13 protein-coding genes are annotated in these 13,653 nt (G+C 74.8%); 5 read left to right on the forward strand and 8 right to left on the reverse strand.

The window, feature by feature from the left end; translation table 11 throughout:
* The 3 genes from ABZ914_RS32575 to ABZ914_RS32585 form a co-directional block, all read right to left on the reverse strand.
* A partial coding sequence (locus ABZ914_RS32575) for a WXG100-like domain-containing protein (RefSeq protein ID WP_500197931.1) occupies window positions 1-1,537 on the reverse strand: 1,537 nt, incomplete at its 3' end.
* 8 nt (window positions 1,538-1,545) lie between these two features.
* Complete coding sequence (locus ABZ914_RS32580) at window positions 1,546-1,848, reverse strand: WXG100 family type VII secretion target (RefSeq protein ID WP_500197932.1); 303 nt, start codon at window positions 1,846-1,848, stop codon at window positions 1,546-1,548.
* On the reverse strand, window positions 1,845-2,252 hold the full coding sequence (locus tag ABZ914_RS32585) for a YbaB/EbfC family nucleoid-associated protein (RefSeq protein WP_500197934.1): 408 nt from the start codon (window positions 2,250-2,252) through the stop codon (window positions 1,845-1,847). Before ABZ914_RS32585 ends, ABZ914_RS32580 begins: the two co-directional genes overlap by 4 nt.
* Before the next feature lie 237 nt (window positions 2,253-2,489).
* Between ABZ914_RS32585 and ABZ914_RS32590 the strand changes: the two genes are divergently transcribed.
* Window positions 2,490-2,765 carry a hypothetical protein gene (locus ABZ914_RS32590; RefSeq protein WP_190866598.1) on the forward strand — a complete coding sequence of 92 codons (276 nt, stop codon included), beginning with the start codon at window positions 2,490-2,492 and terminating at the stop codon, window positions 2,763-2,765.
* Window positions 2,766-2,851: 86 nt separating this feature from the next.
* On the opposite strand, the gene ABZ914_RS32595 is transcribed toward ABZ914_RS32590, so the two are convergent.
* Window positions 2,852-3,679, reverse strand: a complete 828-nt coding sequence (locus ABZ914_RS32595) for a flagellar basal body-associated FliL family protein (RefSeq protein WP_500197936.1) — start codon at window positions 3,677-3,679, stop codon at window positions 2,852-2,854.
* A gap of 226 nt (window positions 3,680-3,905) precedes the next feature.
* On the opposite strand from ABZ914_RS32595, the gene ABZ914_RS32600 reads away from it, so the two are divergent.
* Entirely contained in the window at window positions 3,906-5,696 is a 1,791-nt protein-coding gene (locus ABZ914_RS32600) for a CpaE/TadZ family protein (RefSeq protein ID WP_500197938.1), read from the forward strand.
* Entirely contained in the window at window positions 5,693-6,172 is a 480-nt protein-coding gene (locus ABZ914_RS32605) for a hypothetical protein (protein ID WP_500197940.1), read from the forward strand. The genes ABZ914_RS32600 and ABZ914_RS32605 overlap by 4 nt, the downstream gene beginning before the upstream one ends.
* 13 nt (window positions 6,173-6,185) lie before the next feature.
* Here ABZ914_RS32605 and ABZ914_RS32610 read toward each other — a convergent pair whose 3' ends face one another.
* From ABZ914_RS32610 to ABZ914_RS32625, 4 genes are all read right to left on the reverse strand, one after another.
* Window positions 6,186-7,613: a DUF1266 domain-containing protein gene (locus ABZ914_RS32610; RefSeq protein ID WP_500197941.1), complete on the reverse strand. Its 1,428-nt coding sequence runs from the start codon at window positions 7,611-7,613 to the stop codon at window positions 6,186-6,188.
* Window positions 7,614-7,646: 33 nt separating this feature from the next.
* Window positions 7,647-8,645: a glycoside hydrolase family 113 protein gene (locus tag ABZ914_RS32615; protein WP_500197943.1), complete on the reverse strand. Its 999-nt coding sequence runs from the start codon at window positions 8,643-8,645 to the stop codon at window positions 7,647-7,649.
* Window positions 8,646-8,724: 79 nt separating this feature from the next.
* Complete coding sequence (locus tag ABZ914_RS32620) at window positions 8,725-9,468, reverse strand: VC0807 family protein (protein WP_500197945.1); 744 nt, start codon at window positions 9,466-9,468, stop codon at window positions 8,725-8,727.
* 131 nt (window positions 9,469-9,599) lie between these two features.
* Window positions 9,600-10,541 carry a DUF6177 family protein gene (locus tag ABZ914_RS32625; RefSeq protein ID WP_500197946.1) on the reverse strand — a complete coding sequence of 314 codons (942 nt, stop codon included), beginning with the start codon at window positions 10,539-10,541 and terminating at the stop codon, window positions 9,600-9,602.
* A 227-nt stretch (window positions 10,542-10,768) separates the two neighbouring features.
* On the opposite strand from ABZ914_RS32625, the gene ABZ914_RS32630 reads away from it, so the two are divergent.
* On the forward strand, window positions 10,769-12,202 hold the full coding sequence (locus ABZ914_RS32630; RefSeq protein WP_500197948.1) for an LCP family protein: 1,434 nt from the start codon (window positions 10,769-10,771) through the stop codon (window positions 12,200-12,202).
* Window positions 12,203-12,492: 290 nt separating this feature from the next.
* Window positions 12,493-13,578: a glycosyltransferase gene (locus ABZ914_RS32635; protein ID WP_500197950.1), complete on the forward strand. Its 1,086-nt coding sequence runs from the start codon at window positions 12,493-12,495 to the stop codon at window positions 13,576-13,578.
* Window positions 13,579-13,653 lie beyond the last annotated feature (75 nt).

Below are 13,653 nucleotides of genomic sequence, written 5' to 3' on the forward strand. Positions count from 1 at the left end.
CGGCCGCACCAGTGCCGCATCCTGTCGCGCCGACAGCGGACGGGGTCGCGCCGCCTGGGGCGCCCCCGCCCGCCGCGGGGGCGCCGCCGGGGGCCGTGCCGCCGGCCATGGGGACGGCGCCGCTCGGTCCGCCGCCGGACGAGGGGGAGCTCGGCGCGCCGCCGTCCGACCCGCCCGCGCCGCCACCGCCGCTGAAGGCGCCGGGGTTGCCGCCGAGGCCGCCGCCGGACCCGCCGCCCGAGGAGGGCGCGCCGCCGCCTCCGCCCGAGCCGCCCTCGGGGGCCGCCGACGCGAGGCTGACGCCGTGGTTCGCTCCACCGCCGCCGTTGTCGCCGAGCAGGGTGGATATGCGGTTGCCGCCGCCCCCGCCCGAGCCGCCGCCGTCGTGGGAACCGCCGCCGCCACCGCCGTGGGAGCCGCCGCCTCCTCCGCCTGAGCCGCCGCCGTCATAGGAGCCGCCGCCACCGCCGGTGACGTGCCCGCCACCACCGCCGCCGGAGCCGCCGCCGTCGGAGCCGCCTCCGCCCGAACCGCCCTCGCCCGAACCGCCGCCGGTCGACGGGGTGTGCGTGGTCACCGGGGTGGGGTCGACGTTCGGACCCGCGGGGCCGCCGCCGGGGACGCCGCCGTCGAACTCCGTCAGCCCGCCCTTGCCGCCGCCGACCGCGCCGCCGAACGCGCCCGACGTGGCGCCCTTGGCGATGGCGTCCCAGCTCAGCGGGTCACCGTGGATCGCGGACGTGGCGACGGTGCCGGCCACGCCGCTGACGGCCTCGGACACGCCGTCGCGCGCCATGCCCTTGAACATGTTGCCGAGCGGGGTGGCGGCCGCGTCGCCGACCCCGGGGATCTTGCCCGCGCCGAAGCCGACGCCGCCGGAGATCGCGCCGCCGATCGCGCCGTCCAGGGTGGCCTGGCCCGTCTTGGCCCAGTCGACGTCCTTCCGGTTGCCCTGGGCGATCTGGACGCCCTGGACGATCAGGTCGAGCCCGCCGCCCTGCAGGGCGCCGAACGCGGCGCCCTTCAGGACCGCGCCGAGGAACTTCTCCCCGAGCTTCTCCATCAGCTCTTTGAAGATGGTGCGGGCCGTGACCTGGGCCGCGCCCTCCACCGCAGGGATGCCCGCGGTGGACGCGCCGAACGTCTCGAACGCCGCCGCGATCAGCATCGCGATCTCGATCGCGGTGACGATCAGCAGCGCGATGAACATGTACTTGGCGTACTCGATGTCCAGCGCGCCGTTGTCGAGGACCTCGGCGAGCTTGTTGCAGGAATCCGCCATGCTGGGCAGCAGCCGCGGGTCGGTCGTCGTCCACTGCTCGACGTTCTTCTGGAACTTCTCGGCCGCCTCGGCGTCGAGGGTGCCGCGGACGTCGTTGATGGTTCCGGTGACGTCGCCGACGAGCTCGTTGAGGGAGGTGGCGGCCTGGCGCCAGGCGTCGGCGCAGCGCCGCATCGCGGTCTCGTCGCCCTCGGGCCAGTCGGAGCCGACGATCCACGACAGCCACTGGACCTCGGCGGGGATTTCCAGACCCACGGATCAGCTCACTTCAGCCTCGAGGCGCCTTCGGCCTTCTTGTATTCCTTGGCCATCTCGTCGACGCCCTTCTTGATGCCGTCCAGCCCCGTCTTGAGCTTGGGAAAGGCCTCCAGGACGCTCTTGCTCGGCTCGGCGTAGCCCTCTTCGAACTTCTGGCCGGTCTCGTCGGAGCCCCAGCACTTGCCCTCGGCCTGCAACGCCGAGTTGAGGGTGTCGAAGATCTGCTGCAGCACGTTGGCGTTGGTCTCGAAGCCGCCGCCCGCGCGTGCGAGGGCCTCGGTGTCGACCTCGTATCCGTCGAACGTCATAGCGGCTGGATCCCGAGGCGCTGCCGGACGGCCTCGATGTCGTCCGGCCGTTCGGGAAGCAGCTTGGCGAGGTCGAACCCGCCGCCCTCGCCGGACGCGCCCTCGGGGGCGAGGCCCTGCATCGCGGCGCGCACCTGGTCGGCGACGTCCGCCTGCGCCTTCCTGGACGCCTCCATGACGGCCTCGGCGAGCTCCTCGCTGCCGAGCTTGCGGGAGACCCGCGGGTCGAACTCCAGCGACGCCAGCCGGCCCTGCCGGTCGACCTTGACGCGGACCATGCCGTCGGCGGCCTCGGCCGACGCCTCGATGGTCTCCAGCCGGGACTGCATCTCCTGGATCTGCCGGCGCTTCTCCTGGTAGGTCTGCAGGAGTTCGTCGATATGCGCCTGCCATTCAGCGCGCACGGGGGACCCCTCTGTTCGTCGGGAGCTGAACGAGCCCGCGACCGCGCACGATCACAGACACACGGGGAGCGGTCATTATGATGATTTCGCCGCTCATGTCGCAACCCCTCGGCTGGTGATCGCGCACGGCGGTAAGGGTGTTACCGCGGGTGTGGAACACTGCGGCGAGGCCGCCGGCGGTGCGTCCCGGCGGCGCGAGCGGACGGCAGGGCGAACAGCGGAGAGGACGGCCGGACCATGCGCAGGAGACCCAGCATCTGTGACGCGTGCGTGCGTCTCCAGCAGCGCGCCGACCCCGGCGCCGAGACGTCGATGGACACCTGGATCCCGTACTGCGACGCGTTCCCCGACCGGGTGCCCGCCGAGATCTACACCGGCGGCTTCGACCACCGGGAGCCGTTCGAGGGCGACCGCGGGATCCGGTTCGAGATGCGGCCGGGCGGCGAGCGCGCGCTGGCGTCCTACGAGCGGGCGCAGGCCCGCAAGCGCGAGGCGCAGCGGCAGGACGGCTGACGCCGCCGCCGGCGAGGACATGCCGGGCCGAGCGAGACCGGAACGGGCGGACGCCCGCCCGCCCCGCGCCCGCTCGGCACGTTCCATCAGTTCGACCAGAGCAGCGTGTTGGTGACCTCGACGCCCAGCTCCCCGGCCGTCGCGAAGACGCTGCCGGTGCGGTCGCCGGTCGCGCCGCCGCTCCTCCAGTACGACTGCGCGTAGATCACGTTCCGGCCCTGCGACCAGGTCCGCGTCCAGTACGCCGGGTTCGCCCGCGGCTGCGGGAGCCCGCTGGCGTCCGACGGGGTGAGCAGCTTCGGCCAGCCGCTCTGGTCGGTGACGCCCTTGACGTAGATCGCCGCGGACGGGGAGCCCATCGTCATGATCGACACGGACGTGATGATGGTCTTGGTCGGGTTGGCGTAGACCGCCGAGTGCATCATCCCGACGCACGGGTACTTGCGCAGCGCGGGCAGCAGCTTGACGTTGGCGCGCGTCACGCACGACTCGGTCCGGACGCCCGCCTGGGTGAAGGTGTGGCCCTTCGCCGTCCGGATCGTCCGGGTGAGGACGCTGGACGGGTCGCCGGTCCCGCCGATGGACGTCCGCGGCGACGGCGGGGGCGAGTAGGTCGTTCCCGAGGACGGGTTCAGATGGGTCACCGTCGGCAGCGCGACGGACCGGTCCGGCTTGTCGTCGCCGCTGCGCAGGATGAAGAACGCGCCGATCCCGACGATGCCGAGCACGGCGACCACGCCGATGATCAGGACGGGCACGAGCGCGCTTCCGCCGCCGCGCTTCGGCGGGGGAGGCGGGAAGCCCATCGGCGGTCCCGGCGGACCGGGCAGCGGGGGGCCGGGCATCGGCGGGCCGGGCGGAGCCGGCGGGTAGCCCGGCCCGCCGGGCTGACCGGGCCATTCAGGGGGATTCATGGTCGCTCCGGGCGGTGTGCTCACATGGCGGGGTGCCGATCGAGGTCCGGCCAGACTAGCGGGAGGGTAAGGGTGATTTCAGGATAGATCGCCTGTCTGGGGTCGTCTGTGCCGGTGAGGCCGGTGTGCACGGTGCCCCGGATCCCGTCCGGGAGGAGGCGCCGAGCCCGCGGCGGTGCGTGGGGCGACGCGTGTCTCGTAGTCTTGGCGGGGAGAGGGGAGGCCGGTGTCCGACTCCAGTTGGCAGCAGGCGGTACTGCGCGAGATCGGCGTGTCCCGGCGCGGGCTACAGGTCCTCGACGCGACGCCCTCCGCCCCCGCACAGGGGACCTGGGGCGCCGATGCGCCGCCGCGCCCTGCCCAGGAGCGGGCGCCCGCGGCGTCCGTCCCCGCGCAGGTCACCCAGGCCGCCCGGCCGGAGCCGCAGCCCGCGCCCGTCCAGGCCGCGCAGCCCGCGCAGCCCGTGCAGGCCGCGCCGGAGGCGCCGCCCCCCGTCCCTGAGGCTCCGCCGTTCCCGCAGGTCGCGGACGCGTCGCAGGCCGTCCAGGACGAGTCGGCCCCGCTGCTGCCCGAGCCGCCGGCCCCCGAGCCCGTTGCCCCCGAGCCCGTGGCGCCCGAGCCGGTGCCGTCCCCGCAGATCCAGCAGCAGGCGGCGGCCCAGCAGCCCGTACAACAGCCGGCCTTCCAGGAGCAGGCGTTCCAGGACCAGGCCGCGCAGCAGGCCGCCGCCCAGCAGCAGGCGGTGACCCAGCAGCAGGCCGCGCCTCACCAGCCCATGCAGCCGGCAGCGCAGCCGCCGCAGCAGCCGCCGCAACAGGCAGAGCAGCAGCCGACGCAGCAGACAATGCAGCAGGCCGTGGACGTCCCGGCCGAGACGCAGCAGCAGATCGACCCGCTCGTCCACTCCGACTTCGACTGGGAGGCCGCGGTCAACCCGGTCCTCGGCGCGGTCCAGCCCGCCGCCGACCAGGCGGCGCAGCAGGGGCAGCGGGCCGGGCAGCAGGGCGCCTGGCCCGACCCGGCGGCCGCGGCGCAGCAGGCCGCGCAGCCCGCCGCGCCCGTCCAGCCGGTGATGCCCGGTCAGCCCGCCGGTCCCGGGCAGGTGCCCGGCCAGGAGATCCCGCCCGCCGACCTCGTCCGCAGGAACCAGCACGGCGACGCGCTGGCCCGCCGGGTCGGGCGCGGCGTCCTGAAGGCGGTCGGCGGCGGCGCCCGCGAGGCCCGGCTGCTGGCGGCGTTCGGCGAGCTGATGCAGCGGTCCGTGCCGAGCTCCCGGCAGATCGCGGTGGCGAGCGTGCGCGGCGGCGCGGGCAAGACGACGATGGCGGCGCTGGTCGCGACGGAGCTGGCCCGGCACCGCGCCGACCGGGTGCTGGCCGCCGACGCCGACGCCGAGCTCGGGTCGCTGCCGCTGCGCCTCGGCGTCCGCTCGCAGCTGTCGCTGTTCGAGCTGGCGGCGCAGAACCCGCAGTCGTTCGAGGAGGCGGCGCGGTTCCTCACCCGCACGCCCGACGGCCTGTGGGTGCTGTCGTCCACGCGCGGCGGGCGGATCGCCGGCGAGTTCACGCTGGAGACCTTCGAGACGGCGCTGAGCGCGGTCAGCCGGTACGTCGCGGCGACGGTCGTCGACTGCGGCGCCGGCATCCTCACCGAGGTCAACCGCGGGGTCATCGCCGGTTCGCACGGCCTGGTGCTGGTGACGCCCGGGACGGTCGACGGGGCGCTGAGCGCGCGCGGGGCGCTGGAGTGGTTCGTGTCCAACGACCAGCAGGACGTGCTGCGCCGCACCGTGATCGCGATGGTGTCGCACGCCCCGCAGGTCGGCGCGGACCTGCAGCGCGCCCACCAGATGCTGGCCGCGTGGGGGCTGCCCGTGGTGGCGGTGCCCTACGACCGGCACCTGGCCACCGGCAGCTCGCTGGAGCTCGGCCGGGTGTCGGCCGCCGCGCGGATGGCGGGGATCCAGGTGGTGCACGAGGTGTTCGCCCGTTCGCTCGGCGCCGGGGTGGCCCGATGAGCAGTGACCTGGTCGCGCTGGTGCGCCGCCGCCCGGACGTGCACGCCGTCGCCGACGGCATGATCGCGATGGGCGAGCCGCTGGAGCTGCGCGGCGGGGAGCCGGAGCCCACCCTGCTGTACGACGCGGAGGGCCGGCTGCTCGTCGCGATCGAGGACGCGGTGCAGGTGTCGGTGCAGGGCGAGATCGGGCGGCTGCTGGGCGCGGAGTTCGCGGCCCGGGTCGTCGCGCCGGTCTGGTGGGTGGACATCCGCGCGGTCGCGGACCTGCCGGACGCGCCGCGCGTCGCCCGCAAGTTCGCCGACTCGCTAGTGCACTGGCTCGGCGGGACGGTGTATCCGGACGGGGAGAGCGACGCGCCCGCGCAGAGCTGGCGGGCGTCCGGCGAGGGCGGCGGCGCGGCGGCGGAGGTGCCGGGGAGCGCGCAGGGCGCGGCGGACGGCGCCGCCTACCAGGGCGGGGTCATCGGCGGCTGACAGCGCGCGCGGGTCAGGGCCAGTCGCGGGTCAGGTCGAGGTCCCACGGCACGAGGTTCCATGGGCTGCGCCGCTCCGCGGCGAGGTGCTCGACGAGCCGGTCGTACTCCGCCTGCGCCCGGCCGCCGCCGCCCGACCACAGCAGCCGTCCTTGCAGGTAGCAGGTCGCCATGTCGTGCCAGGACGTGTAGCGGCGCTGGACGTCCAGGGCGAGCGGCAGCATCCGCTCCCAGCAGTACTCCTCGGTGAGCCAGCCCACCATGTGGCCCCATCGGTACAGCATCAACGCGCGCGCGTAGTCCCAGATGAGGAACCGGCCGACGTTGGCGTGCAGGGCCGGGTCGGCGAGCACCTCCAGCCGGTGCAGCTCCTCGGCGGCGTGGCCGCGGTCGTTGAACAGCCGGTGCAGGAACTGGGCCAGCTCCGCGCCCTCATCGCTGGCGTCCGCGCCGGCCTCGTCGCGCAGCAGCGGCGGGACGAGCTTGGCGTACACGGCGCCCCCGTCCCCGTACCGGACCCGGACGAGCTCGATGAGCCGCTCGACGAACGGCGGCTCCAGCCGGTCGGCGGCGATGAGGCCGTCCACCTCGCGGAGCAGCGCGGCGTAGCGCTCCCGCTCCTCGGGCGGGCGGGCGGCGAGCTCGGCGTCCATGGTGAAGTCGGCGCGGTGGCCCTCCTGGACGAGCCAGTTCACCGCGGCGAGCAGCTGCTCCAGGTCGTAGGCGCCCCACGGTTCGCGCAGCAGCTCCTGCGCGGTGCGCCGGTCGGCGGCCGCGGCCGACTCGCCGGGCGCGACGCCGAGCCGGTCGAGCCGGAACCCGTTGATCGCGCCGTACGGGGCGCCCGCGCCGATGATCCAGCGCTGCACCGGGGTGAGGCCGCTGCCGTGGGTGAGGACGCCGGGCAGGTCCGGCGCCGAGATCAGCTCCCAGAGCCGGCGCTGGAACTCCTCGGCCTGCCGCTCCTCGCTCTCGAAGAACCCGGCGAGCTGCTTGCGCAGCGACGGGTGCCGGACGTAGAGCCGGCGGAAGAACCGGCCGTTCTTCCACACCAGGTGCTCGGGGCGCAGGTCGTCGAACGGGACGCGGGTCCGCCGGTGCACCATCGCCTGCTCGGTGAACCGCAGCTCCAGCTCGGGCCAGAGCGCGGGCAGCGGGGTGAACCGCAGCGCCAGCAGGAAGGCGAGGACGAGCGCGACCATCACGGCGCCGGGCGCCAGCGCCCAGTTCGCGGCGCCGCGCAGCCCGGTGAGGGACAGGACCGCGCCGAACAGCAGCAGCACGATGCCGGCGGCGGCGCAGGACAGGAACCACCCGGTGGTCAGGACGAGCGAGCCCTCGATTCGCAGGACGGCCTCGTCGCCGTCGAACTCCAGCGCGCCCTCGGCGAGGGTCCCCTCGACGGCCCGCTCGAGCGCGCCGAGCTGGCCGTCGGGTTCCATGAGGGGGACGCTACCCCATCCCTTACGGGTAGATCATCGGCTCTGTGCGCCATATGCGGCGGCCAGGGCGTGGAAGGCCGCTTTGGGACGCCACGTGCCGTCCGGGGCCGTCGCGACCACGCCGTAGGAGGCCATGTCGAGGTCGCGGGCCGGGTCGGCGGGATCGTGCGGGAGGCCCCATCCGGCGAAGGTGAACCAGAACGCGGCGTCGACGCCCTCGGCCGCGAAGACGTCCAGCAGCTCGCGCATGTACCGGACCTGCTCCTGCTCGTCGCGGACGGGGGCGCCGGTGAGCCGGGGCGGCTCGGCGTCCCGGTCGACGATCATCCAGCCGGTGCCGCCCCGGTCGCCGGCGCCCGCGTAGGTGCAGCAGCCGAACTCGGTGACCGCGACGGGCTTGCCGTGCCGGAAGTGGCCGCGCAGCCATTCGCGGTAGTGCGCGGCGTTCTCGGCGGACCGGTAGCCGTCGACGGACACCAGGTCGAACGGCCCCCAGTCCAGCTCCTCCCAGGGACCGGACGCGTAGGTGATCCGGCCGCCGAACCGCTCGCGGGCCGCCGCCACCGTCTCGGCGAAGAACGCGTTGACCCGGCCCGGGACGTCGCCCATCGCGGCGTACACCTCCGGGTCGCCGGACATGACCGCCTGGATCCGGGCGTACACGTCGTCGCCGGGGACGAACCCGCGCGCGAACAGGCTGACCTCGCAGCCCGTCACCAGGACGACCTCCGCGCCGCCGCGCCGGACCGCCTCGGCCCGCCCGGCGCACTCGGCGAACAGCGCGGCCATCTCGTCCGGCGGCAGCTCGCAGGGGAACGGCGCGAACCAGACCTCCAGGCCGGCGGCCGCGGCCTCCTCGGCGGCGGCGCCGAGCCGGTCCGGGTCGCCGCCGCTGATCCGGACGGCGGTGCAGTGCAGGTCGGCGGCGATGGCGCGCATGTCGCGCCGGACGTCGGCCCGGTCGAAGCCGGGGCGGCTGTCCCTCCCGCCGGGGAAGAAGCCGGTGTCGTAGTTGATGCCTCGGGCTCGCATGCCTTCTCTTCTCTCGGAAACTCGTGACTCAGCGGACGCGGGGCCACGACGGGCGTCGGCTCGCGGCGTGCGGTGGACGTCAGGCCGCGGCGGGCACCGGCGCGGGCCGTTCCCGCCCGCTCGCCGCGCGCGTCTCGGCGTCGAGCAGCTCCTTCATCGGCTCGGTCGCGGCGCCGCTCGCGACGGCGCCGAGGCCGATCGCGGCGACGAGCATCACGGGCCCGAGCCAGGCCATCGTCTCGACGGGGAGGGTGTAGGCGCCGATGATCCGCGCGACGCACTCGGCGAGCAGTACGGCGCCCCACACCGCGCTGAACCGGCGCTCCAGCGCCCGGAACCGGCCCCGAGCCGAGCCCAGCCGGTCCCAGGCCGCCTCCCGCGCCGCGTCGCCCCTGGTGAGGAACGGTTTCAGCCCGGCGCTCATCAGCGGCCGCGCCCCGCACGCCGACACCAGGATCGACAGCCCGATCACGCTGCTGATCCCGGAGTCCTTGGCGATCATCAGCCGGGGGTCGCCGCTGACGAGGCCGAGCGCCATGCCCGCGACGTTCACGGCCAGCATCAGCGCGGCGAGCCCGTTGACCGTCCGGTCCCGGAGGGCGCCGGCGGCGGTCCGCACGGCCGGGACCACGCTGCCCAGCGCCAGCGACGTCACCAGGTCCAGGCCGAACGCCTTGTGGGCGAGGTAGTAGACGCCGAGCGGGACGGCCACGTCCACGGCCAGCGGAGCCAGCACCCTCACGGCCTGCCGCCCGCCGGGGGCGGCGGCCTGCTGCCCGGTGGCGGCGGGCGGCTGCTCCGCGTCCGTGCGGTGGAACTTCATCGGGCCCTCCTGCGGTCCTCGCCTGCGGTGGTCCCAGCCTCGCGGGAACCGGGGCGGGCCCGGCAGATCCGTCCGTCCACGCCTGGGCAGGACAAATGTCACCGCCGGCGGCGGACGGAGGGTCAGGAGGGTCAGGCGGACTGGAGGTGCTGCATCAGGAGGCTGTGGCGCTGCCAGCCGTCCTGCGAGCGGCCGTCGCCGAGCGGGAACATCGTCAGCGGCTGGCGCGGCGGCCCGACCTGCTGCCCGGGGATGCCGTTCGGCCCGCCGACGGTGCCCGCCACGGCCAGCGCGACCGGCGCGGGCGCGCCCGTCCAGCGCGGCTCGGTGGTGAGGTCGGCGCGGCCGGGGGTGAGCTGCACGAACAGCGACGCCACGGGCTGGTCGGCGGCGAGCGCCCCGACCAGCGACCCGAGGTGCCGCAGCGGCGGCGGGTCGTCCGGGCCGTAGCCGACGGTGACGGTGCTGACCTCGGCGACGCCGCCGCCCTCGGTCGCGGTGAAGTCGCAGATCGCCTGCGCGGGGCGCGGGCCGTCCCCGCCGACGAGCAGCCGGGAGGTGGACCGGCCGCGGGCGTACTCGGCGAGCCGGTCGGGCCGCCACGGGTGCTCCAGCGGCTCGGCGGGGCCGAGCCCGGCGGGGAGCTTGCCGGTGGTGAGCTGGAGCAGCCGCTCGACCGGGCCGGCGAGGTGCCCGTCGGCGCCGTGCCGGATCCGGTAGACGAGGGTGAGCTGCGAGCCGATCGGGGCGGTGGGGCGGGTGGTGAACCCGGCCGCGTAGTCGCGGGCCTCCGGGACCGGCACGAACATCGCGCCGCCCCACTTCAGCGGGCGGCCGGTGAGGCCCTCGTAGTAGCCGTCGCCGTCGCGGACGACCCACTGCAGCTCGGCGCCGGACGCGGCGCTGCGCAGCGGCAGCGACAGGCGGGACCCGAGCGGCGTGACCAGCTGCAGGACGCGGCCGGTGGCGGCGCATTCGCCGAGGGCCCGGTTCAGCCAGGCGCTCAGCGCGACGACCGGGCGGTCCTGCAGCACGACCATGGCCTGGTCGGTCAGCGCGTCTACGATGCTCATCTTCACCGGAGTCTAGTCACCTCGCCGCCGCGCTCCGGGCGGGTCCGGCCCGCCGCGTCCGGGGGTCCTGCCCACCCATGTTCGGGGGCCGGTTCGTCCGCGACGGGGGGCCGGTTCGTCCGCGACGGGGGTCCGGCCCGCCGCGTTCGGGGGGCCGGGCGGCCCGTCCCGGCCGAGTTTTCCGTGACGGGGGTGACCGCTGTCCAATCTGTGCTGAAATGTTACGGATGCAGCGAGCCGCCTCACCGCCGCCGGTGTACTACAGCGCCCCATCGCCGCCGGAACCGCCGGTGCAGCGCGGGCGCCTTTGGCGCTTGCTCGGCTGGGCGTCGATCGCCATGTCGGTGATCCTCGTCGGCGGCAGCCTCACCGCGTACGGCTTCTGGCGGCGGCTGGACGGCCAGATCCACCGCGAGAACGTCAAGGACAAGCTCGGCGCGAACCGGCCCGCCAAGCTCAACGACTCCATCAACATCCTGCTGATGGGGTCCGACAGCCGGCAGGGCGCCAACGCGCAGTACGGCACCGAGCAGGGCGAGCGGTCCGACACCACGATCCTGCTGCACATCTCGCCCGGCGGCGCCGGCGCGATCGGCATCAGCTTCCCCCGCGACTCGATGGTCCAGATGCCGAGCTGCAAGAAGTCGAACGGCACCACCGTCCCGGCCCAGTTCGGCATGATCAACGCCGCGTTCTCCAACGCCGGCCCCTCCTGCACCTGGCGCACCATCGAGTCGCTCACCAAGATCCACATCGACCACTTCGTCGAGGTGGACTTCGCCGGCTTCAAGCAGGTCGTGGACGCCCTCGGCGGCGTCGAGATCTGCGTCCCGAAGCCGATCGACGACCCGAAGGCCGAGCTGCACCTCAAGGCGGGCAAGCAGGTCGTGCACGGCGCCGAGGCGCTCGGCTACGTGCGCACCCGCTACGTCCTCGGCGACGGCTCCGACCTCGACCGGATCAAGCGGCAGCAGGCGTTCATGGCCTCGGTGGTCAAGAAGGCCACCGACAAGGGGATGCTCACCGACCCCGGCCGCACCTACTCCTTCCTCTCCGCCACCACCAAGTCGATCAAGGCCGACGACGGGCTGACGCTGTCGGTGATGGAGAAGCTGGCGAGCGGCCTGAAGGGGATGAGCGCCGGCAAGGTCCGGTTCGTCACCGTGCCGACGATGGCGTACCCGAAGGACAAGAACCGCGTCCAGTTCAACCAGGCGCTCGCCGAGCCGCTCTTCCAGGCCATCCGCGAGGACAACACCCCGCCCGAGCCCGCCCCGACCCCGGTGCCCGCGCAGCAGAAGGTGCAGCCCGTCCCGCCCGCCCAGGTCAGGATCGGCGTCTTCAACGGGACCGCCGAGCACGGGCTCGCCCAGCGGACCGCCGACCAGCTCTCCGAGCGCGGCTTCAAGGTCGTCAAGGTCGGCACCGTCAAGTCGGCGGCCAAGACCCGGATCCTCTACGGCGCGGGCGCCGAGAGGCAGGCGGCGCGGGCCGCGATCGCGGTCCCCGGCCACCCGCCCGAGGCCTGGGCCAAGGCCAAGCCCGGCTACGTCTACCTGATCATCGGCAAGGACGGCGCGAAGCTGAGCGGCGGCGGCCCGGCGGTGCCGAAGGTCGCCGGCGAGATCCGCGCCGACCGCGACGTATGCGCGCAGGCCTGAACCGGACGCGCCGAACCGGGCCCCGCCGGGCCGTACCGGGCACGTTCCATCGTCAGCAGTTCCACCACACCGGTATCTTGGCGGCGCGCAACCATCAACCGCACCAAAGCGTCACATGAACGACGGCGTTCGCGCCCGCCCTCCGCCCCGGCCCAGCCCCCGACCCAATCCCGACCTGTCCCGACCCCTGTCCCCGCCCGCCCGACCACCCCACGAGGAGCCCCTCCCGAGCCACGCCCCGTCGGCTCGCGCTCCGAACGGCCGTCACGGCCCCACCCGGAAACGGACCGATGCAGCCCGAACCCTTCACCCTTCTGATGACCGTCTACGGCGGTGACCGGGAAGAGTACGTCCGGGACGCCTTCCGCAGCGCCGTCGACGACCAGACGCTCCGCCCCGACCAGGTGGTGCTCGTCCAGGACGGGCCGGTCCCGCCGGAGCTCGCGGTCGTGCTGCAGGAGCTCGTGGCGGCCAGCCCGGTCGAGGTGACGTTCGTGCCGCTGGAGGTCAACCGCGGGCTCGGGCCGGCGCTGGACGCGGGGCTGCAGGCCGCCCGGCACGACATCGTCGCCCGGATGGACGCCGACGACATCGCGATGCCGCACCGCTTCGAGCTGCAGGTCCCGCTGGTGCGGGCGGGCGCCGAGCTGGTCGGCGCCGGGCTGCTGGAGTTCGGCCGGGACACCGCCGACGTCGTCGGCCGCCGCATCCCGCCGAGCGACCCCACCGACATCGTCCGCTACTCGCGGCTGCACGACCCGTTCAACCATCCGACGGTCGTCTACCGGCGCAGCGCCGTCATCGCCGCCGGCGGCTACGGCGACCTGCCGCTGATGGAGGACTACTGGCTGTTCGTCCGGATGATCGCCGCCGGCGCCCGGCTGGTGAACGTCGCCGAACCGCTCGTCTACTACCGCGTCGGCGACGGCGCCTACGAGCGCCGCGGCGGCCGCGAGCTGCTCCGCTCCGAACTGCTGCTGCAGCGCGAGATGCTCCGCGAGGGGTTCATCAGCCGCGCCCAGTACGTCCGCAACGTCATGCTCCGGGGCGGGTACCGGCTGGTGCCGACCGCGATCCGCAAGCCGTTCTACCGGCGCCTCGTCGCGCCCTACGGCGCCCGCCGCAACGCCGCGAAGGCGGCGCGGGCCGCGGAGATCGCCGCGGCGAACGCGGCGGCGCGGCTGCCCACCCTGACCATCCCCGACCCGTCCGCGGCGGTGGCCGGCGGGGCGCCCGACCCGACGATGACGGTCCCCGACCGGCCCGCGTACCGGCCGCGGCACGCCCGGCCCGACGACGACGTCCAGACCGGGTACGACATCTGGCCCGCCTACGGCGCGCAGGACCCGGCGACCGCCGACCCGCGCGAGGGCTGACCGCCCGGCCACCGTCATGGAGCGCGCCAAAGAAGCGGGCCCGGCCGGGGGGGGCCGCCCCCCCCCCCGCCCGCC

Origin of the sequence: Spirillospora sp. NPDC046719 (assembly GCF_040645715.1) — a bacterium.
Classification (GTDB): Bacteria; Actinomycetota; Actinomycetes; order Streptosporangiales; family Streptosporangiaceae; genus Spirillospora.

What these genes read in the sequence shown, in the direction of transcription:
- ABZ914_RS32605 (WP_500197940.1), top strand. Translation starts at nt 5,693, where the DNA reads ATGAGCAGTGACCTGGTCGCGCTGGTGCGCCGCCGCCCGGACGTGCAC.
- ABZ914_RS32610 (WP_500197941.1), bottom strand. Translation starts at nt 7,613, where the DNA reads ATGGAACCCGACGGCCAGCTCGGCGCGCTCGAGCGGGCCGTCGAGGGG.
- ABZ914_RS32630 (WP_500197948.1), top strand. Translation starts at nt 10,769, where the DNA reads ATGCAGCGAGCCGCCTCACCGCCGCCGGTGTACTACAGCGCCCCATCG.
- ABZ914_RS32635 (WP_500197950.1), top strand. Translation starts at nt 12,493, where the DNA reads ATGCAGCCCGAACCCTTCACCCTTCTGATGACCGTCTACGGCGGTGAC.
- ABZ914_RS32590 (WP_190866598.1), top strand. Translation starts at nt 2,490, where the DNA reads ATGCGCAGGAGACCCAGCATCTGTGACGCGTGCGTGCGTCTCCAGCAG.
- ABZ914_RS32615 (WP_500197943.1), bottom strand. Translation starts at nt 8,645, where the DNA reads ATGCGAGCCCGAGGCATCAACTACGACACCGGCTTCTTCCCCGGCGGG.
- ABZ914_RS32580 (WP_500197932.1), bottom strand. Translation starts at nt 1,848, where the DNA reads ATGACGTTCGACGGATACGAGGTCGACACCGAGGCCCTCGCACGCGCG.
- ABZ914_RS32595 (WP_500197936.1), bottom strand. Translation starts at nt 3,679, where the DNA reads ATGAATCCCCCTGAATGGCCCGGTCAGCCCGGCGGGCCGGGCTACCCG.
- ABZ914_RS32625 (WP_500197946.1), bottom strand. Translation starts at nt 10,541, where the DNA reads ATGAGCATCGTAGACGCGCTGACCGACCAGGCCATGGTCGTGCTGCAG.
- ABZ914_RS32620 (WP_500197945.1), bottom strand. Translation starts at nt 9,468, where the DNA reads ATGAAGTTCCACCGCACGGACGCGGAGCAGCCGCCCGCCGCCACCGGG.